This is a genomic window from Shewanella eurypsychrophilus (genome assembly GCF_007004545.3).
Classification (GTDB): Bacteria; Pseudomonadota; Gammaproteobacteria; order Enterobacterales; family Shewanellaceae; genus Shewanella; species Shewanella eurypsychrophilus.
Map to the genome: position 1 here is coordinate 914,557 of NZ_CP045503.2, position 22,735 is coordinate 937,291.

The window sequence follows — 22,735 nt, forward strand, 5'->3', positions numbered from 1 at the left end:
AACCTAGAACCTAGGAATCGCCGTTTAGAAATAGGACAATAATAATGACAAACAGTAGCTTACAAGAGAGAAAGGTTAAAGTTATCGCCCGTGGTCAAGGCAATGTCTATCCTGTGTATGTCGATAGAGCGGATAATGCCGAGATTTGGGATGTGGACGGCAATCGTTATATCGACTTTGGTACTGGTATTGCCGTGTGTAATACCGGTCATAGCCATCCGAAAGTGGTCGCAGCAGTCAAGGCGCAGCTGGATAAGTTTAGCCATACCTGTGTGATGATCAATCCCTATGAATCAGCGGTGGAGTTAGCGGAAAAGCTGACCGAGATTGCACCTGGATCGAGTGAGAAGAAGGCCATATTTGTTACTACTGGCGCAGAGGCGGTAGAGAATTGCGTCAAGATAGCCAGAGCACATACTGGTCGCCGCGGCATTATCGCCTTTAACGGTGGCTTCCATGGTCGTACTAATTTGACCATGGCGATGACGGGTAAAATAAGTCCTTATAAGCATCTTTTCGGACCGTTTCCTGGTGATATCTTTCATGCACCGTTTCCGATGGCATTTCATGATGTAGCGATAAAAGATTCACTCAAGGCAATTGAAAATCTGTTTAAAGTGGATATCGCTCCAAGCGATGTGGCGGCAATTATAGTAGAGCCAGTTCAGGGCGAAGGTGGGTTTTATGCCGCACCTGCCGAGTTTTTGCAGGTGTTACGTGCTTTATGCGATCAACATGGGATCGTCTTGATCGCCGATGAGATCCAGACGGGCTTTGGCCGCACTGGTAAGATGTTCAGTTTCGAGCATGCGGATGTAGAGCCTGACTTGATCACTATGGCCAAGGGGATTGCCGGAGGTTTTCCTATCGCTGCGGTTGTTGGCAAGAGTGAGATCATGGATGCGCCCCTACCTGGTGGTCTTGGCGGTACCTATGGCGGTTCTCCCGTTGGCTGTGTCGCTGCACTCGCGGTGCTTGAGGTGATCGAAGAGGAAAACCTGGTTCAGCGTGCAGATCAAATAGGCCAAATTTTCAATGAGCAGCTGACTGCTTTGCAAGCCAGCTATCCAAACTTGATCGGTGAAGTGCGAAATCAAGGTGCCATGATCGCCATCGAGTTAGTCATAGACGGGGATAGCGAGCAGGCAAATACCGACTTGACCCAAGCGATCATAAGTAAAGCGGCCGAGCACGGTCTCATTCTGCTTGCCTGCGGTTTCTACGGTAACGTCATTCGTTTTCTGCCAGCCTTGACCATATCTGATGAATTAATCTACGAAGGTTTAGAAAAGTTTAATCAGCTATTTAGTGTCCTTGCTCGCTAAATGGATATCATTTTGAAAATATGGTGAGCCGAATTACGTTTGGCTCACCTAGATCCACTAACCCTAGTTGAAGCCGCTGTCCCCTGACTCGAATTTGCTCTCATTACATCTCCCCCTTCCTGTATTTTCTTATCGATGAATATAGGTATTAGCATTCTCAAAAAATAGATTCTGCGCTCACTTATTTTCTGATGTTGGTATTAGTTGGCTTACCTCTTGCTGAACAAGTATCGAGGTAGGGTTATTAACTAGGGTATATTGAGTGATTGAAGCGTGCAGTGGTCGTCAGAGTATTGAAATTATAGATATTACTCTAGGTGTGAGTAATGGAATCATCCCAAATGGGCTAGTGAGCCTACTGTGTGATTGTGTCGATAGCGGTGCATCAGTGGGCTTTGTTGGCCCATTTTCTCAACGAGAGTCACAAGAATATTGGTATGGAGTGCAAGCTGATATCACTAAGGGCACCCGTTATCTACTGGTTGCGAACTTGAGTGGTAAGCTGGTTGGCTCGGTGCAGCTTTCTGTATCAGATAAGGCGAATGGCTTGCATAGGGCAGAGATAGAGAAGCTGATGGTACACACTCAAGCTAGAGGTCAGGGAGTCGCTAGAATTTTGATGCAAAGAGTCGAGGCTTTGGCTTTCTCCTTATCTCGCAGTCTATTAGTGCTCGATACCAAGAAAGGGGACATAGCCGAAGGCATGTACTCGAAGTTGGGTTACGTGAAAGTCGGTGAGATTCCTGACTTTGCACTTAGCTCTTCCGGCGAGTTAGATGCCACTGTGCTCTTTTATAAAGAGCTCAGTTTAATGCCGGTCAGAAGGAAGCGCTAGATAATGGCTCAGATTAGAGAGTTTGTTGAAGATGATTTTGAACAAGTGCAGAGTATTTATCTTCAAGGGATCAAAACCGGAAACGCAACGTTTGAGAAAAATGTTAAAAGTTGGCCTGAGTGGAATGAGGCTATGCTCAAGGAGTGTAGAATCGTCGCCGAGCGAGGTGGTAAGCTCGTCGGCTGGGCTGCAATGTCTAGTGTCTCAAACCGTGCAGTGTATGCCGGGGTGGCGGAGGTGAGCATCTATATCAGTAGTTCGGCTAAAGGTATGGGAGTGGGAACTAGCCTGCTACTTAAGCTGATTGAACAGTCTGAAATCGCAGGATTTTGGTCTCTTCAGGCTGGCATTTTTCCAGAAAACAAAGCGAGCCTGCATATACACAAGAAGTGTGGCTTTACTGTCTTAGGCACCAAAGACAGACTAGGCAAGATGGATGGAGTTTGGAGAGATGTGACGCTCTTGGAGCGCCGAAGCCAAGTAGAAGGTATCGAAGTTTAGCGATAGATTCTAATCTTATATCAAATAGCTGTAGGGATATCCTAAGAAAACTTGCCAAGTCACTAAGTTCAGCGTAAAACAGCCTCAAAGAACCTAAATATTTTTACTTTTATAAAGAAACTGGAAGGCTGAATTTGGATCATTTTGTTTGGAACATTGACCCCGTGTTGATCTCCTTTATGGGGCTTAAAGTGCATTGGTATGGTGCCCTATTCGCGACAGCTATCGCCTGTGGTTTTCAGGTGATGAAGCGCATCTATATTAAGGAAAAGCTGCCTGTCGAGTCATTAGATAATCTGCTGATGTATTGTGTTATTGGCATTATCGTCGGTGCTCGCCTGGCTCACTGTATTTTCTATGACCCGGCCTATTATTTCAGTAATCCACTGAAGATATTCGCTATTTGGGAAGGTGGTCTCGCCAGTCATGGTGGGGGTTTAGGCGCTATTCTGGCGCTCTATTATTACCGTCGTAAGATGGATATGCCTTTCCTGTTTTTGCTGGATAGATTGGCTATAGCAACAGCCATCTTTGGTTTCTTCGTACGTATGGCCAATTTCATGAACTCAGAGATATTAGGCCTACCTAGCAGTGTACCTTGGGCTATCGTCTTCGAGCGTATCGATATGTTACCTCGTCATCCGGCTCAGCTATATGAAGCCATCGCCTATCTACTGATCTTTATCGGCTTATGGGCGATTTACAAATACACCGAGATGAAGCAGAAAGAGGGCGCGATATTTGGCCTGTTCCTGGTACTGGTATTTAGCTCACGCTTTGCTATCGAATTCGTCAAGGTTAAGCAGGCAGCTTACGCTGAAGGAATGACCTTGAGTGCGGGCCAATGGTTGAGTGTGCCATTTCTCATCGTTGGTGTAGTGCTGCTGGTGATGCCTTATTTGAATAAGAGAGCTAAGGTGTAACCTTGCTAGACAGAAAATATAAGGCGTTAGAGGCATCTGCTTCTAACGCCTTTTTTGTTCATTTAGTTAGCGTTAAAAGAGAGTTAATACTCCGCTGATTTTAATCGCCAAGTCTCCAATGCCCCATCGGAGCTTAAGGTTATGAGCTGGCCGCTGGGACTGACGACCATATCCAGCACTGTGGTCCCGGCGGTAAATGCGGAGATGTTCCAATGCTTCTTTTCCTTGCCTGAACTTATATCCCAGACCATTATCTTCTGTTTTGAACTGGCTGTTATCAATGTCTTGCCTCGATCGGTAAATAACGCTTGTCTAAAATAGCGATAGCGTTCCAGGAAAGCTAATTGGCCGACACTCTCAGCAGAATGAGAGTCGGCGATAAGGTGATTATCTATGGCATCGGCGATAAATAGTCTACGATCCGCTTCATCGAAACTTATGCTGCTGATCCGTTGCGGCAAGCTGAAGTCCCCGATAACTTGTCCATTGCTACTGGCCCAAATGAGTGCGTGTCCATCATGGGCTGCAGACAATATTCGTTCGTCGTAGGAGATAAATTCCACATGACTGACGGGCCCGTCATGGAGTTGAAACATAGACAATTGGTTGCTTTCGAGATCTATGGTGATCACCGAACCTTCGCTCATGCCGAGTAAGATGCGCTTTCCGCTCTGATTCAGATACAGACTGGAGATACTGGCATCGGTATCGAAACCTTGTGCAAGCCAGGAGAGCTCGAGTCGGCCGCTGTTAAGATCGAATATTGATACTTGATGTTTTCCCGTTACAGCCAGGTACTTATTATTTGCTGAAAGTGACACCTGATAAATAGGCTTATCGAAGTCCTCTGCCTGCCACTGATGTAATAGAGCTTTTGAAGTATTATCCCACACGGATAATTCGCGGGTGCGGCTCAAGGTGACTGCAAGCTTGGCATTCCTCGACAGCTCAGCATCGATCAAGTTGTCATCAACATATCTATGAATTGAATCTGGCACCTGTTCGGCTATGGGTTTATTACAGCCCAGACTAGCCAGGCAAAGGCTTAGTGATATTGCTAATACTCGTTTCACATTGACCTCCCACATATGCTTATCTCTCGTTTTTATTCGCCTTAATAGTTTGTCACATATGTATAGTCATTGTTAGCTTAGATTTAATTAAGTAAATAGCTGATAGCATTCAAATTTACATCACGTTCACTCATGTTGCTATTGATGATAGTGTCACGAATTTCTGACTAATTTAATATCCCTCTCAAGTTTTAAAAGTCCATTGATTTTGCAGTGTATTTGTATGGGCAACGTCTCATTTCTGCCTTGGATGAATTGTTACCTTAGCTTCAAAATACAGTGTCGACAGCTTAGGCTGCTCGGCTCAATAATCCTGAAACTAAAGTGGACACATTTATGGAATTTCTACTCTTCTGTCTCATTTTCTTTACCGCCTTTCTGGTGGCGTTCAAACCCCATAAACAGGGGATGGCTAATATCTGCTTATTTTCCTGTATTGCGATGAGTGTACTGATCTGGTTACTCGGAACCTGGGATATGTTAGTACCGGCTGGGAACTTATAAGATGATGAAAATGAAAGAAACAACAGTGAATCAGATTGTGTCACTGGCGGCGCTGGCTCTGATCGCACTACCTGTAGGTATCGCTTGTATTGTGCTGGGTTACGGCCTCGGGGATAATCCATGTATCTTATGTTGGCAAGAGCGTACCGCCATGGTGTTAGTATCCTTAATTGCGATATTTATCATGCGCTATGGTCTTAAACCTAAGTATTTAGGTGCACTAGTTTTTGCATCCGTTTATGGTCTGTGGGCAGGTTACCGCCACAGTTCAAATCATATACTTAGGGATATTGGTCAGGGGTTTGGTCCGGCAATTTTGGGTGTGCATACCTATGTCTGGGTGATGGTTGTATTTATCGTTGTCCTATTATTTGCTTCTCTACTGTTGGTGCTGCAAGGAGATCGACTCAGTGAAAAAGAGGATAAACACCGCTGGACTGGTCTTAATAAGACGACTGTCATGGTATTTTTGGTGGTGATTGGCTTCAATATTGTGCAGGCCTTTACTCAAACTGGACCGTTTCCCTTCATAGGACAAGGCGATCCATACAGGATGTCTTTCGACAAAGATAAGATTGTCTGGTCAATGGATCATTGGCCCAAGCTTTCATCACTCTCCGCTCGTGGTAGTTACGCGATTGAGCGTCCTGATTTTGCCGATATGCCCTCTAGCAACACGCCAGCATTGGTTAATAAGGCGAGTCTAACAGCCCTCAATTCTGTGAGCTTACCGAGTGAAATAAAGGGACTTGCAACAGGAGTCAGTTACAGTCCAAATCGTGATATGTACGCGGTTGTGACTAGCAACAATTGGGTCTACTTCTTAAGTGGCGATCTAAAGAGCGTACTCGCATCAGTATTGATCGATGGCGCCTTCTCGGTAGAAATTTCAAACCTTACCGGTGTGGTGTTCGATGGTGATTCAAGTGTACTTATTACTACAGATCATAAGAGCTTTGTTCGTCTCGCCTATGATGAAACAGCTAAATTTGAAGATAGCTATTGGTTATTTATGGATGGTACTGATGGCGTAAAAGAGCTTAAGCGTAGCCGATTTTCAACGGTTAGAGCTAAGTATAACTACATTGCTAGTCTGGGGTGGGATGTACAAAGGCAAGAGTACCTAACTATCACCTTGCCAGCTAAGGTACGTAATAACTTTATTGTTTCACGATTAAGTGGTGAAGACTTTCAACTCAATAGCGAAGCGAAAATAGGCAATACTTCTGGTGAGTATCCTATGATCACAGGCTTAGTCATCGCTGAGGATAAGGCGTATCTGCTTAACCATAGTGGCCAGCAGATTTTGGTTATGGATATGGAAAATAATAACCTGGAAACTGCAATAAGTTTCTCTGAGATTGAAAACCCTCAGGGATTAACCTTAGTTAATGGGCAATATGTGGTTCTCAGTGGTGTTGAGGGTAATAACAAGCTGACTTTTTTTAAATAACCTAGCAATCTAGCAAGCTAATGATAATGAGCCTATGAAAACCGATTCATTGGCTCATTATTAACGTAATCTTTATCAGTAGGAGAGCATTCGTTTTTTACCTTATTATTTATTTTAGCTTATAAACCACTTCCACTCTGTCACGAATAGTGACTTGTCCTTGCTGGTAGCTCTCGGCAACATCATGGCTGGCGCCTGAATTCATACGAAGCATCGTAGGTTGAATTGGGCGCTGCTCGAAATAACGGATCTCCCATACACCATCGAGTTCTCCATCGAAGCCTTCGGCGAGAAACTGTGCTTTTTGTTTGGCATCCTTAATGGCTGCCATTCTAGCCTTATTCATGTATTCGGTTTCTTTACTGGTTTTGAGTGCAATATTGTTAACACGGTTAATCCCCTCTTCAAGCGCAGAGTCGAGGATATCATTGAGATTTGCTAGCTCGTCTAGGGTCACTATGACTCGGCGACTAGCGGTGTAGCCAATAAGTTCGGCAGGTTTGTTTTTCTCATATTTATACTGAGGTTGCAGATTTAGATTCGCGCTCTGAATTTTATCTCTGGTGATCCCCGCCTTCTTTAAGCGAGCAATGAACTTAGCAACCGCTTGATCTGAGCTGGTTTTAGCCGCTTTTGCCGTTGGTGCCTTGACTGAGACTTCTACGTTAATCTCAGCCATATCGGCTGCAACAGCAAGCTCACTGACTCCAACGGTTTCCACATGGGCAAAGCTAAGTTCCTTGGCCTGAACAAATGGCGTGCTCAACATAAGACCTGTTGATATGAGCGCTGCAATGATTGATTTTTTCATTAATAAATACTCCAAAACGGAAAGGCTGAATGTGCTTCTGAAGCTATAAACGATAGAAAAATGAGAAAGGGTTTAATTTTTATATTATTTTATAAAAGTCATCATGTGGCAGTTAAGGTTGTTTCTGTTCTATCTCAGATTTTAATTTGTCCTGTAAATGTGGATCGAGTTGTGACTTTAGATCTGAGTGTAGCGGAGGTGTGAGTTGTGAGTTTAACTGTGTGTGAGCATTGAATTGATACTCTTTATCGATCCCTGTGAAGCATTTACTGATATCGCGAAAATTAACACCTGATAACTGACTCTTGTCTAAAAGGTGAGAATTGTCAGCAGTGATAGCTTTCATTTTACTAAGGATAACTCCACCTAATTCGTTAAGGTAATCTTGTTGGTTGTAGTGATCAAAGATGAGTGGAATAACCCAGCCAGCTTCAAACACATGGCCGCCATAAGTGACCGCAACATCATGCCTTTCAAGATAGGGTTTTACTTCATGGGTCCAGTCTATACTCCCAATCGTGACTGTGTTTATTATCTGTGGTTTAGATGCCTGGATCTCATCAACAACTGCCATTGAGATTAGATCACTAGCAGCCCAAATTATATCAATTTTTTCATGACGCTGAAGTAATTTTCTCATCATGAATCTTGTTTTTTCATAGGACCAGTCAGCATTGACTAATTGCAGAAGAAGCGCGTTTTCATCTTGATCGAGTCGCTTTATTAGACCTTGTTCACGCATCTGGCCAACACTGCTAGATAGCCCCCCGCTGATAGCAATAATGTTGGCTTTATCTTGATTGCTCTCTCTTTTTTGTTTGTTGACCCTAATTAAGTGATCGGCAAGGTCGTAACCTGCACTGATTTCATCAGGAGAGATATGTCCAATCCAGTAAGGGAAACGATCACGAGGGACGCCGATACGTTGGATCATTGAGGCTGTGAGAGGAGCATTAAAAGAGAATAAGAAGATTTTATCTTGAGTTATTCGCTCGATGATTTCTAACTCTAAACCTTGAGTCAGAAAGGTGATCAGATAATCAGGCTTTGGACTAGAGGTCAGAATCTGATTAATGCTCTTAGCATGGTTAAAGCGGTTTCGATGATCTTGTTTTAGATAATGGATATCTAAAGTTATCTTTAACTGCTCACTGGCAAGCTTGGTATAGCTGACGACATCTTGCCAGAAAACGTTCTCCTTATCGGCTGGCACAATAAACATGACCCTAGGGGAAGATAACGCGTCCCGACATTGTAAAAAGCTATCTTGCTGAGCGTATGACTTCAGTGAAAGTCCGAGAGTGATAATAAAAACTAACAGGGCAATTGGCCAATTCACTATTGAATACATCCATTAATAATTTTATTTGGTTCAGATAAAAATCCGAATTGATAGAAAGGTTCAATCTGTTTATCTGTAATAGTATAGAAGTGGCTGAGGATTTCGTTGTGCACCAACTGTAAGTTGGAGTGATTTTGCGTGATAGCAACCTTAAATTGTCAGTGCATCAAATTGTAACTAAGCACTCAAATAGATTGCCTTTCGAATGGTGAGATATCAACATGTTGTTAGTTGGTTGCTCATTTGTTTTACTCTTGTGTTTTGGGACTATACTAATGCTATCGGTCATCTCAAGTGGTTGGATTTTTGCTTGAAGAAACGAGTAAGCGCTAAGGAGTGAGCATGTATTCTATAAAAAGAAATCTACTGTTAGGCATTACGATAGTGATCTGTTATTTGCTAGTTAGCATATACAGTACCAAGCTCGCCACAATATCTGACTCTGAGCAAGCACATCTGTATGGCACAGAACACGCTTATGGTAGGCACTCAGAGGTCAGTACCAGAATTTCTTTATCTGAACTAACAAAGCATGGCAAGGTAAGCGAGGAGCAGAGAGCTAAGGCAAATACGCTTAGTGACTCTGTAGCTTCAGGATTTCGTCATACTAGCGAGTTTTCTAGTGTGAGTGGGGTGGCACAGTATGCGGGGACGGATCCCATGGCATACAGAACCATGCCTAAGAGCACTTATAAAGTCGACGAATTAGGAGGAAAAGAGAGCCGAAGCGTAAGAGTTGAGAAGCTTAGGGTATCGAGTGTACTTAACACATTCACTTTTCTGCTGGGTATAAGCATTATCTCCCTTGTACTCGTTGGTGATAATCATAAATCTGAGTTTGATGAAAAGATGCTGTTTTTGTCAGCACTGATCTTAATCGATTTTGTGTTTATTGGCGGACAATTCACTATGTTACTGCCGTTAATTGGCTTAGCACTCTTGCATGGACGACGCTATTTAGGCACTCATTTCACTCCGCATCAGGAGTGAGCTATGGGCGTGAAAACGCCCAAATAGCCAACATTTACAACAGAAGTTATTTAAACCATTGTTAACTGACAATAGACTCACACCCAGTTAGAATACTTCTCAGATTATTCCTCATCAGAGCCAACGTCATGCATGTACACATTTTAGGGATCTGCGGCACCTTTATGGGTGGTTTAGCTCTGCTTGCCAGAGCCGAAGGTCACAGGGTTACTGGTAGCGACGCTAACGTTTATCCGCCCATGAGTACTCAGCTTGAAGAGCAAGGTATCGAGCTCATTCAAGGTTTTGACCCTAGCCAGCTTGGCCAAAATGAAGATGATGCGCCGGATATCGTGGTGATTGGCAATGCGATGAGCCGAGGGAATACCTGTGTTGAGGCTGTACTTAACCGTGGTATTGCTTATACTTCAGGTCCACAATTTCTTGCTGAACATATTCTGAAAAAGCGTTGGGTATTGGCCATCTCTGGTACTCATGGCAAGACATCAACTTCCAGTATGTTGGCGTGGATCTTAGAAGATTGTGGTTACGAGCCTGGTTTTTTGATTGGTGGCGTACCGCAAAACTTTGGTGTGTCAGCCCGTATAGGTGGTTCACCATTTTTCGTCGTAGAGGCTGATGAGTATGACAGTGCCTTCTTCGATAAACGTTCTAAATTCGTTCATTACCAGCCACGTACTTTAGTGATCAATAATCTCGAATTTGATCACGCCGATATTTTTGATGATCTGAAAGCGATTCAACGTCAGTTTAATCACGTGATCCGTACAGTACCCGGTGAAGGAAAGATCATCTGGCCGAAAGACAGTGAGGCGGTGCAGCAAGTGATCGAGATGGGCTGTTGGAGCGAGCAAGAAGTTTATACAAAGCGCTATGCTCAAAACAGCGAAAATTCCATAGTGAATGGCAACGTTTCGTCAGCTGAAAGCGAGCAAGGGACTTGGTCTAGCAAACTGATCGCTGAAGATGGACACAAGTTTGAAGTGTTTCTCAGAGGTGAATCTCAAGGGATTTTAGATTGGCAGTTAATCGGTCAACACAATGTTGAAAATGCCACCATGGCAATAGCGGCTGCTCGCCATGTAGGAGTTAAGCCTGAATCTGCTATTGAAGCATTGACAAAGTTTTCCCCACCTAAGCGTCGTATGGAGCTTATTGGCGAGGTGAATGGCATTGAGGTTTATGATGATTTTGCTCACCACCCTACAGCCATAGCGACTACGTTACAGGGCTGTCGTGCCAAAGTGGGCGATGCCAAGATAACCATTATTTTGGAACCACGCTCTAATACAATGAAAAGCGGTGTTCACAAGGATACCTTGGCTGGCTCCATGTCCCTTGCCGATCAGGCTTATCTCTATCAGGCGGACAGTATCGATTGGGATGTAAAGGCGGCGATGGAAAAATCCGAACTACCAGTATCTGTGCTATATGACATAGATGAGATTGTGAATACTGTGGCCAGAGAGGCGAAACGCGGTGACACGATTATTGTTATGAGTAATGGCGGCTTCGGTGGATTACATAATAAGCTGCTAGCGAAGCTAAAAAGTGATTGTGAAGTTACTAGAACCTAGGTTCTAGTTTCTAGGATGTATAAGAGATAAATATGAGTTACCCCAAAAAACAAAAATCGATCAGCTTAGCCTGGACAGGCGCTTCGGGAGCGCCTTATGGCCTTAAGCTACTTGAGTGCTTATTGATTGCCGATTATCAGGTGTTTTTGATGATCTCCAGTGCTGCTCGCGTGGTACTTGCTACTGAGGAAGGTGTAAAACTCAGCAGCAATGGCGTTAAAGCTGAGTCTCAGCTGCTTGAGCTGTTTTCCCAAAGAGCTGAGTTGCCACTGAAAGGCTCGCTGCATGTGCTAGGTAAAGATGAATGGTTCTCGCCGCCAGCCTCAGGCTCGGCAGCGCCTAAGCAGATGGTGATCTGTCCTTGCAGTACTGGCACCTTAGCAGCAGTAGCAACTGGAATGAGTAATAGCCTGTTAGAGCGTGCTGCTGATGTCATCATTAAAGAGCGTGGTCAACTTATCTTAGTTCCGAGAGAAACCCCCTTTAGTAGCATACATTTAGAGCATATGTTGTCACTCTCTAAGCTTGGCACCACGATTATGCCAGCGGCTCCAGGATTTTATCATGATCCCAAATCGGTTCAAGATCTGGTAAACTTCATGGTCGCCCGAATTCTTGACCATTTGGGTATAGAGCATGATTTAACAAATCGTTGGGGCTATGATAAACACAGCTCCGAGGATTGCGATACATAAGGCTCTTTATTTGAGTCAGTTGAAAGCAAAGTTGAGAATTTATGAAACACACGATTGAAGAGATGATCTCTACGGCAGAGATAGATCGAACACTAGATCAGTTAGCCGAGAAGATTAATGCTCATTATGCTAACAGTGAGCGTCTGTTAATGGTTGGCCTGCTGAAAGGTTCTGTGGTTTTTATGGCGGATCTATGTCGCCGTATCAAGGGCCACGTTGAGATCGATTTCATGTCGGTATCTAGCTATGGCAATGCCATGAGCAGTACACGTGAAGTGAAAATTCTCAAGGATGTGCAGTCCGATATTAAGGGACGCGATGTACTCATAGTCGAAGACCTTATCGACTCGGGTAACACCTTGAATAAGATCCGTGAGATGTTGTTACTGCGCGAGCCAAAGAGTTTAGCCCTTTGTACACTTCTCGATAAACCTGAACGTCGTGAGATTGACGTGCCTGTCGACTTTATTGGTATGACCATTCCTGATGAGTTCATCGTCGGGTATGGTATTGACTATGCTGAGCAATATCGTAACTTGCCGTATATTGCTAAAGTGATCCCTGCGGAATAAGTGGTTCTAATCGACATTAGCGCTTAGCGAAGAGATATTTATTTTAAAAATCCCGCCCATGGCGGGTTTTTTTTTAAGCATATGTCCCAATATCAATACTCAGTTAAAAAATATTCAGTTTAAAAATACTCAGTCTGTGCACTGTGATTCAATGCGATATATTTTCTTCCAGTGACTTACTGGAATTAGGACTTACATGGAAAACAAACAAACACCCCCGGTTTATGCACTCGAAATCAAAGATCTAAAGAAAACGTATAAAGGTGGTGTCGAGGCGGTAAAGGGAATAAGTTTAGCAGTTGAGAAAGGTGACTTCTTCGCACTATTAGGCCCCAATGGTGCGGGTAAATCGACGACTATTGGCGTGATCAGCTCTTTAGTACAGAAGACTTCAGGTAGCGTGTCTGTCTTCGAGCATGATATCGATAAGCAGCTCGAACTGGCGAAGCTATCTATTGGACTGGTGCCGCAAGAATTTAACTTTAATCAGTTTGAGAAAGTGCTACAGATAGTCGTTAATCAGGCGGGCTATTATGGTGTTTCTCGAGCCGATGCCTTAGAGCGTGCCGAGAAATACTTGACTCAGCTGGATCTGTGGGAGAAGCGAGATAGCCCCGCACGTACGCTTTCTGGTGGTATGAAGCGTCGCTTGATGATCGCCCGCGCCTTGATGCATGAACCTCAATTACTCATCTTAGATGAGCCCACCGCTGGCGTTGATATAGAACTGCGTCGCTCAATGTGGTCCTTCCTTACAGAGCTCAATGAGCAAGGGGTAACCATCATCTTGACCACTCATTATCTGGAAGAGGCTGAGATGCTTTGTCGTAATATCGGCATCATAGATAAGGGGATTTTAGTCGAGTGTACCAGCATGAAATCGTTACTGAGTCGCTTAAACCTAGAGACGTTTATTTTAGATTTAGGAAGCGATTTAAGTGATGCTCCGGTATTAGATGGAATGGAGTGTCGATTGACCGATGCTCACACATTAGAGATCGATGTTGCTAAAGCGCAGAGTATTAATAGCGTTTTCGCGCAACTAACCGAGAAGGGAATCGAAGTATTATCGATGCGAAATAAGGCGAATCGTTTGGAAGAGTTGTTTGTCGAGCTCGTTGAGAAAGGCTCAATTGAAGCAAGTAAAGGTGTTTCAATGAATAAGGAGGCATCAGAATGAACATGAGAGCCCTGTATGCCACTGCATTCAAGAGTATTCTGACTAAAGAGATAAACCGGTTTACACGCATCTGGGTACAAACTCTCGTGCCTCCTGCGATCAGCATGACCTTATACTTTCTTATTTTTGGCAATTTAGTGGGTAAGCGAATTGGTGAGATGGGTGGCGTCAGCTATATGGAATTTATTGCCCCTGGCCTTATCATGATGTCGGTGATCACGGCATCATATTCAAACGTTGCCTCGTCATTCTTTAGCGCTAAGTTCCAGCGGAACCTCGAAGAGCTGATCGTCGCCCCAGTGCCTCATTATGTGATGATTGCCGGTTATGTCGGTGGTGGTGTGGCTCGTGGTTTGTGTGTGGGCACCATTGTGACTTTAGTCGCCATGTTCTTTGTCGATATCAGCTTACATCATGTGGGTTTAGTGGCTATTACTGTGCTGCTAACATCGATTTTGTTTGCCTTAGGCGGGCTGATTAACGCAATTTTTGCAAAGAGCTATGATGACATCAGCATTGTGCCTACGTTCGTCCTGACGCCTTTGACTTATCTTGGAGGGGTGTTCTATTCGCTATCTCTGCTTCCTGATTTTTGGCAAGGTGTGTCTCAGCTTAACCCTGTGGTGTACATGATTAATGTATTTCGCTACGGTTTCTTAGGTTATGCGGATATAAGCGTGCCGTTTTCTATTGCTGTGATGGTGGGGTTCTGTGTCGCATTATGGACTCTGGCGTATTACCTCATTAGCCGAGGAATAGGCTTACGCAGTTAAATTAAGGCTTTAGTTACTAGGCCCTAAAATCTAGGGCCTAGTAACTTCTTTTAGTCACAAGGATGTTTGATGAAACAACAATTGATTGTATTTGGACTGCTCGCTATTAGTGTGCTGTTTTCTCAAGTTAGTCACGCCAAAGTTTATCAGTGTGAAGTGGATGGAAAAATGGTGTTCCAAGATCACCTCTGCGAAGCTGTCGAAAGTCAGACTGAGATAGCCATTATTGAAAATATTAAAAGTGACTTCAACGATGAAGAGCGCAAGCTTATCAATAGCAATGATGTGGCAATCGGAATGAGTGAGAAGGCCCTAGTTAAAAGCCGTGGTGAGCCTGATGCTGTTCATCGCTCAGGCAGAGGTGGTGAGCAGTGGCTTTATCAAGGTGAAGAAGGCCGTATGCTGCAAGTTATCATGAAAGATGGCAAGGTGTACGACTGGAGAGACTGATCATTAGGCTAATAGGAAAATAGGAAAATAGGAAAATAGGAAAATAGGAAAATAGGCTAATAGGAAAATAGGAAAATAGGAAAATAGGAAAATAGGAAAATAGGAAAATAGGAAAATAGGAAAATAGGAAAATAGGAAAATAGGAAAATAGGAAAATAGGATTTAGGGACCAGCTTAGATCCACAATCGCTTATATTTCTTAGCTTTCTTCCAAATGCTTCATGATATTGAATACTTGCTCGAGTGTGTCGGCCCCCATTTTTGCTGTGCAGCAATGTCCAAGTGTACTCGCATGCAGCCTGACAAGTTCAATTAACTCTGTCATTGAGATGTTCAGAGTCGATAGTCCCCAGTTTTGTTGGTTAAGCAGATAGGTACTACCGCACGAATCTAACAAGCGACAACTCGCGTCAATATGTCCCTGAGCTTGCTCTAGCCAGTCGTTACTAGACTCAAGGTAAAGCAATTCTGTTTGCCCTTCCTGAATCAATATCGCAGGCCAGATGATTTGGCTGTTAGCTTCACTCGTCATTTATTGGTTAGCGGGCTTATCTTCAGGCGCTACTTTAGTTTCTACGCGGGATAGATGACTCTGCAGCAGATCTATAGCCTGTTGGTTGTTCCTGATCAGATCATCAAAGTATTTATTCATCTCTTCGACTTCAGTTAGATATTCTGGATCATCTTTCTGTTTTTTTTCCCAGTATCGTTTACGTTCTATTTTTTGGAATTCACTGGCCTTGAGAATATCGAAATAGCTTTTTTCTTGGTTAAGGCGATAAATTTCGCTGTTAACCAGTAGCTGTAACTTCTCTTTGGAGATAGTTTTTTTACTGAGTAGAACTTGTAAAGGGTCAAGCTTCTTCGCTGGTTTGTCTGAGTCTGTTTCAGTGGTAATGCCGAGTTCGTACTCTATCTTGTGTTGGCTAAACTCTTTCGGGCAAATAGTCTGACTAAAAACGATCTTATCACCTTTAACACAGCGATAAATGCTGTTTGCATGAGCTGAATTAAGCATAAGAGTGGAGAGCAGGCACACTATAGTTAGCATGCTGAGCAGAGCTCGTCTAAGGAGGGGCTGGACTTTGAATATGTGTATCACTCTTGCCATTTGGCTGTACTTCCTTTGTTGTGCCTACAGTCATATATTTTCAGCGTCTTGCTGAGAGACTGTTCTTAATCGACCGAGTATTGGGACTTGCCCAAACATCCTTTCAGTCGAGGTTTACTTCATTGGCTATTGTAACAGTTTTGCTTATATTTATAAGCCTGATATAGGTTATCTAATGTCTATTGATATAATGCAAAACAGTAAATCTCATGCAACTAATACTATGGCGTACCTTGGTTAAGAAAACCAGTTTTGGTTCTTTCGGCTTGCATCAAGATAAAAGGGTACTTAGAGATACCCTTTATCGTTTAAATGAAAGTTTGTTAGGCGATAATCAGCATACTTAACGTTCAAAGCTGAGATTATCGATAAGGCGAGTCGTTCCCATATAAGCTGCTGCCAGTATCACTAATTTATCATGACCAGCTGTCACCTTGGATAAATCCCTCGCGCTTCGTACTTCGAGGTAATCGGGACTAAAGCCTGCTTGAACCAATTCTGCAGTGGCGGCTTCGATAGTCTCTTCAATCTTAGCGCCTTGCTTTATGGATGCTGACATGGCATCGATAACTTGTTTTAGTCTGGCAGCCTGATCTTTCTGTGATTGGCTTAGATAACCATTACGTGAGCTCATGGCAAGGCCAGAGTCTTCTCGTATTGTCTCAACACCAATAATATCAATTGGCATAGAGAGATCTTCTACCATAGTCTTGATGACTAATAGTTGCTGGTAGTCTTTGCGACCAAATAGTGCGACATCAGGCTGGACGATGTTAAACAGCTTGCAGACGATCGTGGCCACACCGCGAAAATGACCGGGTCGACTCGCACCGCACAGCTGATTACTGATCTCTGGTACTTCAATAAAGGTCTGTTGGTCCATACCTTTTGGATAGATGATCTCTGGAGTCGGCGTAAAGAGTAAATCGGCTCCAGCTTCTGCTAGCGCCTGTTGATCGGCGGCTAAAGTACGAGGGTAAGCATCGAGATCTTCGTTTTGGCCAAACTGCATTGGGTTAACGAAAATAGAGGCGACGACATGATCGGCGCGCTTTACCGCTTCTTTGATTAAGGTGATATGACCTAAGTGCAAATTCCCCATAGTCGGTACAAATGCAACGGTTTCGCCTTTAGTATGCCATGTACGAACTTGCTCACGTATCTGTGTTATTTCTTGTGTAGTGATCATTGACTGCTAGCCTGTACTATCGTTGAAACCAGAGATATCGATAAATGACAGCTCGATCGCAACGATATTTATCTTCTCAAAAAATTGTATAGCCTGATTGCTACCGACTGATGGTTTTAGTCATTAACTAAATGTGTGATCGATACCGGGGAAGACACCTTTCTTCACTTCATCGATATAGGCTCGTATGGCTTCACGGATATCACCAGTCTGCTTAAGAAAATTCTTTGAAAAGCGAGGGATATAGCCGCTCGAGATCCCGAGAACATCATGCATCACTAGAATTTGACCATCGGTGTCTGCACCAGCGCCAATCCCGATAACAGGAATGGTTAATGACTCGCTGATCGCTTTTGCTAGTGGGGCAGGAATACACTCCACCACTAATAACTGAGCTCCAGCAGCTTCTAGTGCTTTTGCTTCATCGAGAATTCGCTGGGCGTTCTCCGCATCACGACCCTGGATCTTGAAACCACCAAAAACATGCACCGACTGAGGTGTGAGACCTAAGTGGGCACAGACAGGAATACCTCTCTCTGTTAGCTTAGTCACGGTTTCTAGCAACCAATGGCCACCTTCTACTTTAACCATGTTGGCGCCAGCCTGCATCAAGGTAGCGGCGTTTATCATCGCTTGCTCTGGCGTGGCGTAGCTCATGAAAGGCATGTCAGAAATTAGCAGAGCACGCTGAACACCACGGCGTACACAACGGGTGTGGTAGGCGATATCTTCGACTGAAACAGGCAAAGTATCATCATGTCCTTGAAGTACCATTCCCATAGAGTCACCGACGAGCAGAACATCAACCCCTTCGGTGTCAAAGGCGCTGGCAAAACTTGCATCATAGGCTGTGAGTGATGTGAATTTTTTACCTTCCTGCTTAAATTTGAGCAGGGTAGAGCTAGTTATTTTAGACATAATATTGGTCTTAAATCTGCTAAAAAAATGGTTGTGAAGCTGAGATAGAGTGCTGTTATAAGCTAACTCTAGTCAGAGTTCAATATTATCTGACTATTTGTTCTAATTCTGCTGCTAACTCTGTATTAATTAGCGTTTGTAATGCTGTGCCACAGGGGAGCTGTATATCGGGTGCTATTTCAGCTAGGGGAATAAGCACAAAGCTGCGAGTCTTCATACCATAATGAGGCACGGTCAATCTGGGAGTGTCTATGATTTGATTATCATAAAGTAAAAGGTCTAGATCTAAGGTTCTTGGTCCCCAGCGTTCTAGTCTGACTCGGCCCTGTTCATTTTCAATTTTTTGTAAGGCATCTAAAAGTGCAATAGGCTCTAATTGAGTGTTGAAGCTGACAACTGCGTTGAAGTAATCGGGTTGTATCACATCCCCCATAGGGGCCGAACGATAATAGCTGGAAACGGTTAGCGGCTTTTCTGATTGAATTGGATCAGCGAGTTCGAGCAGCGCCTTACAGGCGCTGTCGAGCTGAGAACCCGGATTAGTCAGGTTTGCCCCAAGAGCAACAAAAGCCTTGGCCATTACTCTGTTGAGCTATCCGTTGCAGGACTCATGGGCTTGGTATTCTTCTTCGCTGAAGGTTTACGGCGCTTGCGCTGGGTTGAATTACGATTGCGGCTACCTTTACTGGTCGAACGAGCAATGACACTGCGCTGCTCTTCACCGCCTTCGACGAAGCTTTTCCACCAAGCAGCAGATTTAGCCACTGCGCCACCCTCTGCACTGGCTCTGAGTAAGAGTAGGTCGTAAGCCGCACGGAACTTAGGGTGTTCGATAAATTTAAAGGCACGGGTGCCCTGATTACGATCGAACCTTAACTGTAGCTGCCAGATATCTTTAGCCGGTGTACTGAAGCGGCGTGGGATGCTGATGGTTCGGCATTGCTGCTCCATCACGTCACCCATGGCTGCATTGTAGGCATCATAAATCGTTAAGCCACTTTCAACGGCGATATCATCGGCACGCTGACTGAGCGGATACCATAAAATCGCAGCGTAAAAGAAAGCTGGTGTTATGGTTTTTTCGGCGTTAACACGGGCATCAGTATTTTCCATGATGGTTTGCATCATCTTAACCGCTGGGCCTTCAGGCTCGTCGATAAGTTGTTCGCTTACCAAAGGGAACAAGGGAGCAAATAAGCCAAAATCCTGCATCATGTTGAAGTTATTCTGCGCTTGCCCGTTAAAGAAAAGCTTAAGGATCTCTTCATACATACGAGCGGCTGGAATATCTTTTAACAAGCTAGCCAGTTCATAGATTGGTTTTGCCGTGTCAGTATCTATGGTCATGCTAAGTTTAGTGGCAAAACGCACGGCTCTTAACATGCGAACAGGATCTTCACGGTAGCGAGTATTAGGATCGCCAATCATTTTGATTGTGCGTGACTTTAGATCTTCCAAACCACCGCCGTAGCTGTGTATTGAAAAATCACTAATATCGTAATAAAGCGCATTGACAGTAAAGTCACGACGTTCGGCATCTTCATCTATGGTGCCATAGACGTTATCACGAAGCAGTCGGCCTTCAGCATTGGTCTTAGAGGTCTTGTCGCCTGGATCTACGTGGTGACCACGCAATGTCGCGACTTCGATAACATCTCTGCCAAAAACGATATGAGCAAGGCGAAATCTACGGCCAACTAGCCGACAGTTACGAAATAGCTTTTTGATCTCTTCTGGGGTGGCATTTGTCACAACGTCGAAATCTTTAGGCTGGAACCCTAGTAGAATATCGCGCACGCCGCCGCCAACCAGATAAGCCTTGAAACCAGACTTATGAAGGCGATAGAGGACCTTTAAGGCGTTTTCGCTCATCTGACTTCGAGATATATCGTGATCTTGTCTCGGGACTACCGCTAGGCTTAGGCCTGCTTCGGTGGCTTCTTCAGTTGTTTGTTTGTCATCAAATAACTGTTTACAGAATTTGCTAATACGGCGAAAAATGGGACACCTCGGAATTGTATCTGCTTTGCGCAAAAAACTATGGGTTACAACAAGGCGGCTATGATACCCCAAATAAAACTTAATGAGTACATTCTTAAGACAGGATGATTTCTGTTTGTTTAGGCACCAATGAAAGATCAAATTGACTAACGGCTTGCGCGACCATCTTGCTCATTTGAACTTCAGGGGTAACACTTGCTTGACCTAAAAATGACAAAGCTGCATTAAAGCTATGTTGTGGCTGAGATTTATCTATGGCTGCAGCATGGTTTTGCTTGGATAGTTTCATGCCTGGAGTGGTACAAACCAGAGGTAAATGTAGCCAAGTTGGCGCTGTCTGATTGAATATTTTAAACAGACCAATTTGTCTGCAAGTCGGGACCAGAAGGTCACTGCCACGAACCACTTCAGTGATCCCTTGATAAGCATCGTCCATTACTACAGCTAATTGATAGGCATATAAGCCATCACTGCGTTTGATGATGAAGTCTTCAGCCGCAAAGCCTGCGTCGACACTGACTTGACCCATTTGCAGATCGTCGAATTGCTCTATCGCTACATGATTGCGTATACGTATGGCACCTTGTGTTAAAGGGGATACTAAACGTCCACAGCGACCATCATAAGTGCCGCCCATGGTTTTTATCTGCTTACGGCTACACTGACAATAATACGCTTTATCTTGTGCGATAAGAGCGTCGATTTTAGCTTGGTATCGCCCTAGGCGACTGCTTTGATAGAGGATTTCGTTATCCCAATTCAAACCATAAGCTGCTAAGGTTTTTAAAATATCATCACTGCTACCGGGCACTTCACGCGGTGGATCGATATCTTCGATTCTTACTAGCCATTGTCCACCTTGTTTTCGGGCACGAAGGTAGCTTCCCAGTGCCGCGACGAGGGAGCCAAAGTGCAGTGGACCAGAAGGAGAGGGGGCGAATCGGCCTATATATGTTTGATTAGTCAAAGTCATCACACCTGAAACTATAGCTATAATAAGCAGTGACGTTTAAACGAGTAGTTTGTTGAAACTGAGAAGTGAAAGTCATAGTGGAATATTAAAGCGGGGTGGGACCCCGCTTTCACATGTCTTTGCTTTGACTGCCAAAGCAAGACTCGTCAGATTAGCCAGCCATCTGCTTTTCTTTAATCTCGGCAAGTGTTTTACAGTCGATACATTGATCGGCTGTAGGACGTGCTTCAAGACGACGAATACCGATTTCGATACCGCAAGAATCACAAAAACCGAAATCATCTTCTTCAATTTTCTGAAGTGTCTTTTCGATCTTTTTGATCAACTTACGTTCTCTGTCACGAGCTCGAAGCTCAAGACTAAACTCTTCTTCCTGTGCTGCACGATCTACCGGATCTGGGAAGTTAGCTGCTTCGTCTTGCATATGGTTAAGCGTACGGTCAACTTCTTCACGCAATTGATTACGCCAAGCATCCAGAATCGTTCTGAAATGGCTCGACTGATCTGCGTTCATATACTCCTCACCAGGTTTTTCCTGATAAGGTTCTACACCTGCGATAGCGAGCACGCCGAGTCTTTTAGTGCCTTGTGGCATAACGCATCTCCTGTTAATCATTTGCGTTGTAGGGCGCTTGTATTTTAAGGCCGATATCTATACCAGAAACTGATAGAGCAAGCAAACTTTTTGTGTTGCGATAATGATATTCCTTGACTATGTTCCCTATTTTTAATTAATTCAACTTTTACTGTCTATTTATAGTTTGACAGGACAGGAATTAATCAAGGAAGAACAATTAGGCGACATTTCTGCACAATATGCCAATACTTCAACACCAGCTTGATGTGCTTGGCTGAGGAGCAAAGCATAGTCAGGATCTATGTGATCTGCAGCCTGAACTGAGTGGATCCCTGTATGTTGAACCACAAATAACAGTACCGCCCTATGACCTAAGGCGACCATTTCCATCAGTTCTCTTAAGTGTTTTTGACCTCGGGTCGTGACGGCATCGGGAAAATAACCTTGTCCCTCTTCGAGTAAGGTGCAGCTTTTGACTTCGACATAACACTTAGGCTGATTACTGTCAGAGTCGTCCCACAGCAAAATATCGATACGACTGTTCTCGCTGCCATACTTTACTTCGCGCTTTAGATTGGCATAGCCCTGAAGCTCAGTGATCACTCCATCTTTAATGGCATCTTCTGCCAGCTGATTTGCTCGACCGGTATTAATACCGATTAAATGACCTGCATCTGACTGGGCTAATTCCCAAGTACGTGAGTATTTACGTTTTGGGTTATCTGAAGTGGAAAACCACACTTTCTCGCCTTCAAATAAGCAGTTTCTCATCGATCCAGTATTAGGGCAGTGGATAGTGACTTGCTGACCATCTTCGAGCTCAATATCTGTCAGGAAGCGTTTATAGCGTTTTATTAGTTTGCCTTGTTCGAAGGCGGCAGAGAACTGCATGGTTTCTGTTCCAAGTGTTTTTGAGTCTTAAGGCAAGATTATCAGCTTTACAGTTAATCCATTTAAATATC

General features: G+C 44.0%; 26 protein-coding genes. 14 read left to right on the forward strand and 12 right to left on the reverse strand.

Translation table 11 applies throughout. The annotated features are described in order from the left end of the window. Positions 1–44 precede the first annotated feature (44 nt). The 4 genes from gabT to lgt all read left to right on the forward strand — a co-directional run bounded on the left by gabT (position 45) and on the right by lgt (position 3,584). Positions 45–1,325 carry a 4-aminobutyrate--2-oxoglutarate transaminase gene (gene gabT / locus FM038_RS03750; protein WP_142872021.1) on the forward strand — a complete coding sequence of 427 codons (1,281 nt, stop codon included), beginning with the start codon at positions 45–47 and terminating at the stop codon, positions 1,323–1,325. Positions 1,326–1,587: 262 nt separating this feature from the next. Beyond that, the gene (locus tag FM038_RS03755; RefSeq protein WP_223292994.1) at positions 1,588–2,160 is read left to right on the forward strand and encodes a GNAT family N-acetyltransferase; all 573 of its coding nucleotides are present in this window, start codon (positions 1,588–1,590) and stop codon (positions 2,158–2,160) included. Between the two features lie 3 nt (positions 2,161–2,163). Beyond that, positions 2,164–2,661 (forward strand): GNAT family N-acetyltransferase, encoded by a 498-nt coding sequence (locus tag FM038_RS03760; protein WP_142872022.1) that lies wholly within the window; start codon positions 2,164–2,166, stop codon positions 2,659–2,661. Positions 2,662–2,795: 134 nt separating this feature from the next. Next, positions 2,796–3,584: a prolipoprotein diacylglyceryl transferase gene (lgt, locus tag FM038_RS03765; RefSeq protein ID WP_142872023.1), complete on the forward strand. Its 789-nt coding sequence runs from the start codon at positions 2,796–2,798 to the stop codon at positions 3,582–3,584. Positions 3,585–3,667: 83 nt separating this feature from the next. Here the strand turns inward: lgt and FM038_RS03770 are convergent, their stop codons facing one another. Next, the gene (locus FM038_RS03770) at positions 3,668–4,657 is read right to left on the reverse strand and encodes a WD40 repeat domain-containing protein (protein WP_185965746.1); all 990 of its coding nucleotides are present in this window, start codon (positions 4,655–4,657) and stop codon (positions 3,668–3,670) included. Between the two features lie 336 nt (positions 4,658–4,993). Between FM038_RS03770 and FM038_RS03775 the strand changes: the two genes are divergently transcribed. Then, positions 4,994–5,161 carry a hypothetical protein gene (locus FM038_RS03775; RefSeq protein WP_185965747.1) on the forward strand — a complete coding sequence of 56 codons (168 nt, stop codon included), beginning with the start codon at positions 4,994–4,996 and terminating at the stop codon, positions 5,159–5,161. Position 5,162: 1 nt separating this feature from the next. Continuing rightward, positions 5,163–6,614 (forward strand): disulfide bond formation protein B, encoded by a 1,452-nt coding sequence (locus tag FM038_RS03780; protein ID WP_223292995.1) that lies wholly within the window; start codon positions 5,163–5,165, stop codon positions 6,612–6,614. Between the two features lie 109 nt (positions 6,615–6,723). Here FM038_RS03780 and FM038_RS03785 read toward each other — a convergent pair whose 3' ends face one another. Continuing rightward, entirely contained in the window at positions 6,724–7,425 is a 702-nt protein-coding gene (locus FM038_RS03785; protein ID WP_142870886.1) for an oxidative stress defense protein, read from the reverse strand. 112 nt (positions 7,426–7,537) lie between these two features. Next, positions 7,538–8,764, reverse strand: coding sequence for an ABC transporter substrate-binding protein (locus FM038_RS03790; protein WP_185965748.1), 1,227 nt, complete (start codon positions 8,762–8,764; stop codon positions 7,538–7,540). 345 nt (positions 8,765–9,109) lie between these two features. Here FM038_RS03790 and FM038_RS03795 point away from each other — a divergent pair, with 345 nt between their 5' ends. From FM038_RS03795 to FM038_RS03825, 7 genes are all read left to right on the forward strand, one after another. Continuing rightward, on the forward strand, positions 9,110–9,757 hold the full coding sequence (locus FM038_RS03795; protein WP_142872025.1) for a hypothetical protein: 648 nt from the start codon (positions 9,110–9,112) through the stop codon (positions 9,755–9,757). Positions 9,758–9,885: 128 nt separating this feature from the next. Continuing rightward, positions 9,886–11,334: a UDP-N-acetylmuramate:L-alanyl-gamma-D-glutamyl-meso-diaminopimelate ligase gene (gene mpl, locus FM038_RS03800; protein ID WP_142872026.1), complete on the forward strand. Its 1,449-nt coding sequence runs from the start codon at positions 9,886–9,888 to the stop codon at positions 11,332–11,334. Between the two features lie 32 nt (positions 11,335–11,366). After that, on the forward strand, positions 11,367–12,029 hold the full coding sequence (locus tag FM038_RS03805) for a flavin prenyltransferase UbiX (RefSeq protein WP_142872027.1): 663 nt from the start codon (positions 11,367–11,369) through the stop codon (positions 12,027–12,029). Positions 12,030–12,070: 41 nt separating this feature from the next. Further along, positions 12,071–12,601 (forward strand): hypoxanthine phosphoribosyltransferase, encoded by a 531-nt coding sequence (gene hpt / locus FM038_RS03810; protein WP_142872028.1) that lies wholly within the window; start codon positions 12,071–12,073, stop codon positions 12,599–12,601. Between the two features lie 196 nt (positions 12,602–12,797). After that, a complete protein-coding gene (locus tag FM038_RS03815; protein ID WP_142872029.1) occupies positions 12,798–13,781 on the forward strand; it encodes an ABC transporter ATP-binding protein in 984 nt (327 codons plus the stop codon). A 2-nt stretch (positions 13,782–13,783) separates the two neighbouring features. Further along, positions 13,784–14,554 (forward strand): ABC transporter permease, encoded by a 771-nt coding sequence (locus FM038_RS03820; protein WP_142872919.1) that lies wholly within the window; start codon positions 13,784–13,786, stop codon positions 14,552–14,554. 69 nt (positions 14,555–14,623) lie between these two features. After that, entirely contained in the window at positions 14,624–15,004 is a 381-nt protein-coding gene (locus FM038_RS03825; protein ID WP_142872030.1) for a hypothetical protein, read from the forward strand. A 199-nt stretch (positions 15,005–15,203) separates the two neighbouring features. Here the strand turns inward: FM038_RS03825 and FM038_RS03830 are convergent, their stop codons facing one another. Beyond that, on the reverse strand, positions 15,204–15,536 hold the full coding sequence (locus FM038_RS03830; RefSeq protein WP_142872031.1) for a DUF4144 family protein: 333 nt from the start codon (positions 15,534–15,536) through the stop codon (positions 15,204–15,206). Next, a complete protein-coding gene (locus FM038_RS03835) occupies positions 15,537–16,055 on the reverse strand; it encodes a DUF4124 domain-containing protein (RefSeq protein WP_142872032.1) in 519 nt (172 codons plus the stop codon). It lies immediately after the preceding gene. A gap of 269 nt (positions 16,056–16,324) precedes the next feature. Between FM038_RS03835 and FM038_RS03840 the strand changes: the two genes are divergently transcribed. Continuing rightward, positions 16,325–16,462 carry a hypothetical protein gene (locus FM038_RS03840; RefSeq protein ID WP_185965749.1) on the forward strand — a complete coding sequence of 46 codons (138 nt, stop codon included), beginning with the start codon at positions 16,325–16,327 and terminating at the stop codon, positions 16,460–16,462. On the opposite strand, the gene panC is transcribed toward FM038_RS03840, so the two are convergent. The 7 genes from panC to sfsA form a co-directional block, all read right to left on the reverse strand. After that, positions 16,459–17,304: a pantoate--beta-alanine ligase gene (gene panC / locus FM038_RS03845; RefSeq protein ID WP_142872033.1), complete on the reverse strand. Its 846-nt coding sequence runs from the start codon at positions 17,302–17,304 to the stop codon at positions 16,459–16,461. The two genes, FM038_RS03840 and panC, sit on opposite strands and share 4 nt — an antisense overlap. Before the next feature lie 123 nt (positions 17,305–17,427). Then, positions 17,428–18,222 carry a 3-methyl-2-oxobutanoate hydroxymethyltransferase gene (gene panB / locus FM038_RS03850; RefSeq protein ID WP_142872034.1) on the reverse strand — a complete coding sequence of 265 codons (795 nt, stop codon included), beginning with the start codon at positions 18,220–18,222 and terminating at the stop codon, positions 17,428–17,430. Positions 18,223–18,307: 85 nt separating this feature from the next. After that, positions 18,308–18,802, reverse strand: a complete 495-nt coding sequence (folK, locus tag FM038_RS03855) for a 2-amino-4-hydroxy-6-hydroxymethyldihydropteridine diphosphokinase (protein WP_142872035.1) — start codon at positions 18,800–18,802, stop codon at positions 18,308–18,310. Next, positions 18,802–20,295 (reverse strand): polynucleotide adenylyltransferase PcnB, encoded by a 1,494-nt coding sequence (gene pcnB / locus FM038_RS03860; RefSeq protein WP_419555613.1) that lies wholly within the window; start codon positions 20,293–20,295, stop codon positions 18,802–18,804. The genes folK and pcnB overlap by 1 nt, the downstream gene beginning before the upstream one ends. A gap of 22 nt (positions 20,296–20,317) precedes the next feature. Further along, the gene (gluQRS, locus tag FM038_RS03865) at positions 20,318–21,196 is read right to left on the reverse strand and encodes a tRNA glutamyl-Q(34) synthetase GluQRS (RefSeq protein ID WP_142872036.1); all 879 of its coding nucleotides are present in this window, start codon (positions 21,194–21,196) and stop codon (positions 20,318–20,320) included. Between the two features lie 151 nt (positions 21,197–21,347). Then, entirely contained in the window at positions 21,348–21,791 is a 444-nt protein-coding gene (gene dksA / locus FM038_RS03870) for an RNA polymerase-binding protein DksA (RefSeq protein WP_142872037.1), read from the reverse strand. Between the two features lie 159 nt (positions 21,792–21,950). Then, the gene (sfsA, locus tag FM038_RS03875) at positions 21,951–22,664 is read right to left on the reverse strand and encodes a DNA/RNA nuclease SfsA (RefSeq protein ID WP_142872038.1); all 714 of its coding nucleotides are present in this window, start codon (positions 22,662–22,664) and stop codon (positions 21,951–21,953) included. Positions 22,665–22,735: the final 71 nt, after the last annotated feature.

Excerpts from the sequence above, each read along its gene's own strand:
- gabT (WP_142872021.1), top strand. The coding sequence starts at position 45 with ATGACAAACAGTAGCTTACAAGAGAGAAAGGTTAAAGTTATCGCCCGT.
- FM038_RS03760 (WP_142872022.1), top strand. The coding sequence starts at position 2,164 with ATGGCTCAGATTAGAGAGTTTGTTGAAGATGATTTTGAACAAGTGCAG.
- FM038_RS03775 (WP_185965747.1), top strand. The coding sequence starts at position 4,994 with ATGGAATTTCTACTCTTCTGTCTCATTTTCTTTACCGCCTTTCTGGTG.
- FM038_RS03780 (WP_223292995.1), top strand. The coding sequence starts at position 5,163 with ATGATGAAAATGAAAGAAACAACAGTGAATCAGATTGTGTCACTGGCG.
- FM038_RS03785 (WP_142870886.1), bottom strand. The coding sequence starts at position 7,425 with ATGAAAAAATCAATCATTGCAGCGCTCATATCAACAGGTCTTATGTTG.
- FM038_RS03795 (WP_142872025.1), top strand. The coding sequence starts at position 9,110 with ATGTATTCTATAAAAAGAAATCTACTGTTAGGCATTACGATAGTGATC.
- mpl (WP_142872026.1), top strand. The coding sequence starts at position 9,886 with ATGCATGTACACATTTTAGGGATCTGCGGCACCTTTATGGGTGGTTTA.
- FM038_RS03805 (WP_142872027.1), top strand. The coding sequence starts at position 11,367 with ATGAGTTACCCCAAAAAACAAAAATCGATCAGCTTAGCCTGGACAGGC.
- hpt (WP_142872028.1), top strand. The coding sequence starts at position 12,071 with ATGAAACACACGATTGAAGAGATGATCTCTACGGCAGAGATAGATCGA.
- FM038_RS03815 (WP_142872029.1), top strand. The coding sequence starts at position 12,798 with ATGGAAAACAAACAAACACCCCCGGTTTATGCACTCGAAATCAAAGAT.
- FM038_RS03820 (WP_142872919.1), top strand. The coding sequence starts at position 13,784 with ATGAGAGCCCTGTATGCCACTGCATTCAAGAGTATTCTGACTAAAGAG.
- FM038_RS03825 (WP_142872030.1), top strand. The coding sequence starts at position 14,624 with ATGAAACAACAATTGATTGTATTTGGACTGCTCGCTATTAGTGTGCTG.
- FM038_RS03830 (WP_142872031.1), bottom strand. The coding sequence starts at position 15,536 with ATGACGAGTGAAGCTAACAGCCAAATCATCTGGCCTGCGATATTGATT.
- FM038_RS03835 (WP_142872032.1), bottom strand. The coding sequence starts at position 16,055 with ATGCTAACTATAGTGTGCCTGCTCTCCACTCTTATGCTTAATTCAGCT.
- FM038_RS03840 (WP_185965749.1), top strand. The coding sequence starts at position 16,325 with ATGCAACTAATACTATGGCGTACCTTGGTTAAGAAAACCAGTTTTGGT.
- panC (WP_142872033.1), bottom strand. The coding sequence starts at position 17,304 with ATGATCACTACACAAGAAATAACACAGATACGTGAGCAAGTTCGTACA.
- panB (WP_142872034.1), bottom strand. The coding sequence starts at position 18,222 with ATGTCTAAAATAACTAGCTCTACCCTGCTCAAATTTAAGCAGGAAGGT.
- folK (WP_142872035.1), bottom strand. The coding sequence starts at position 18,802 with ATGGCCAAGGCTTTTGTTGCTCTTGGGGCAAACCTGACTAATCCGGGT.
- gluQRS (WP_142872036.1), bottom strand. The coding sequence starts at position 21,196 with ATGACTTTGACTAATCAAACATATATAGGCCGATTCGCCCCCTCTCCT.
- dksA (WP_142872037.1), bottom strand. The coding sequence starts at position 21,791 with ATGCCACAAGGCACTAAAAGACTCGGCGTGCTCGCTATCGCAGGTGTA.
- sfsA (WP_142872038.1), bottom strand. The coding sequence starts at position 22,664 with ATGCAGTTCTCTGCCGCCTTCGAACAAGGCAAACTAATAAAACGCTAT.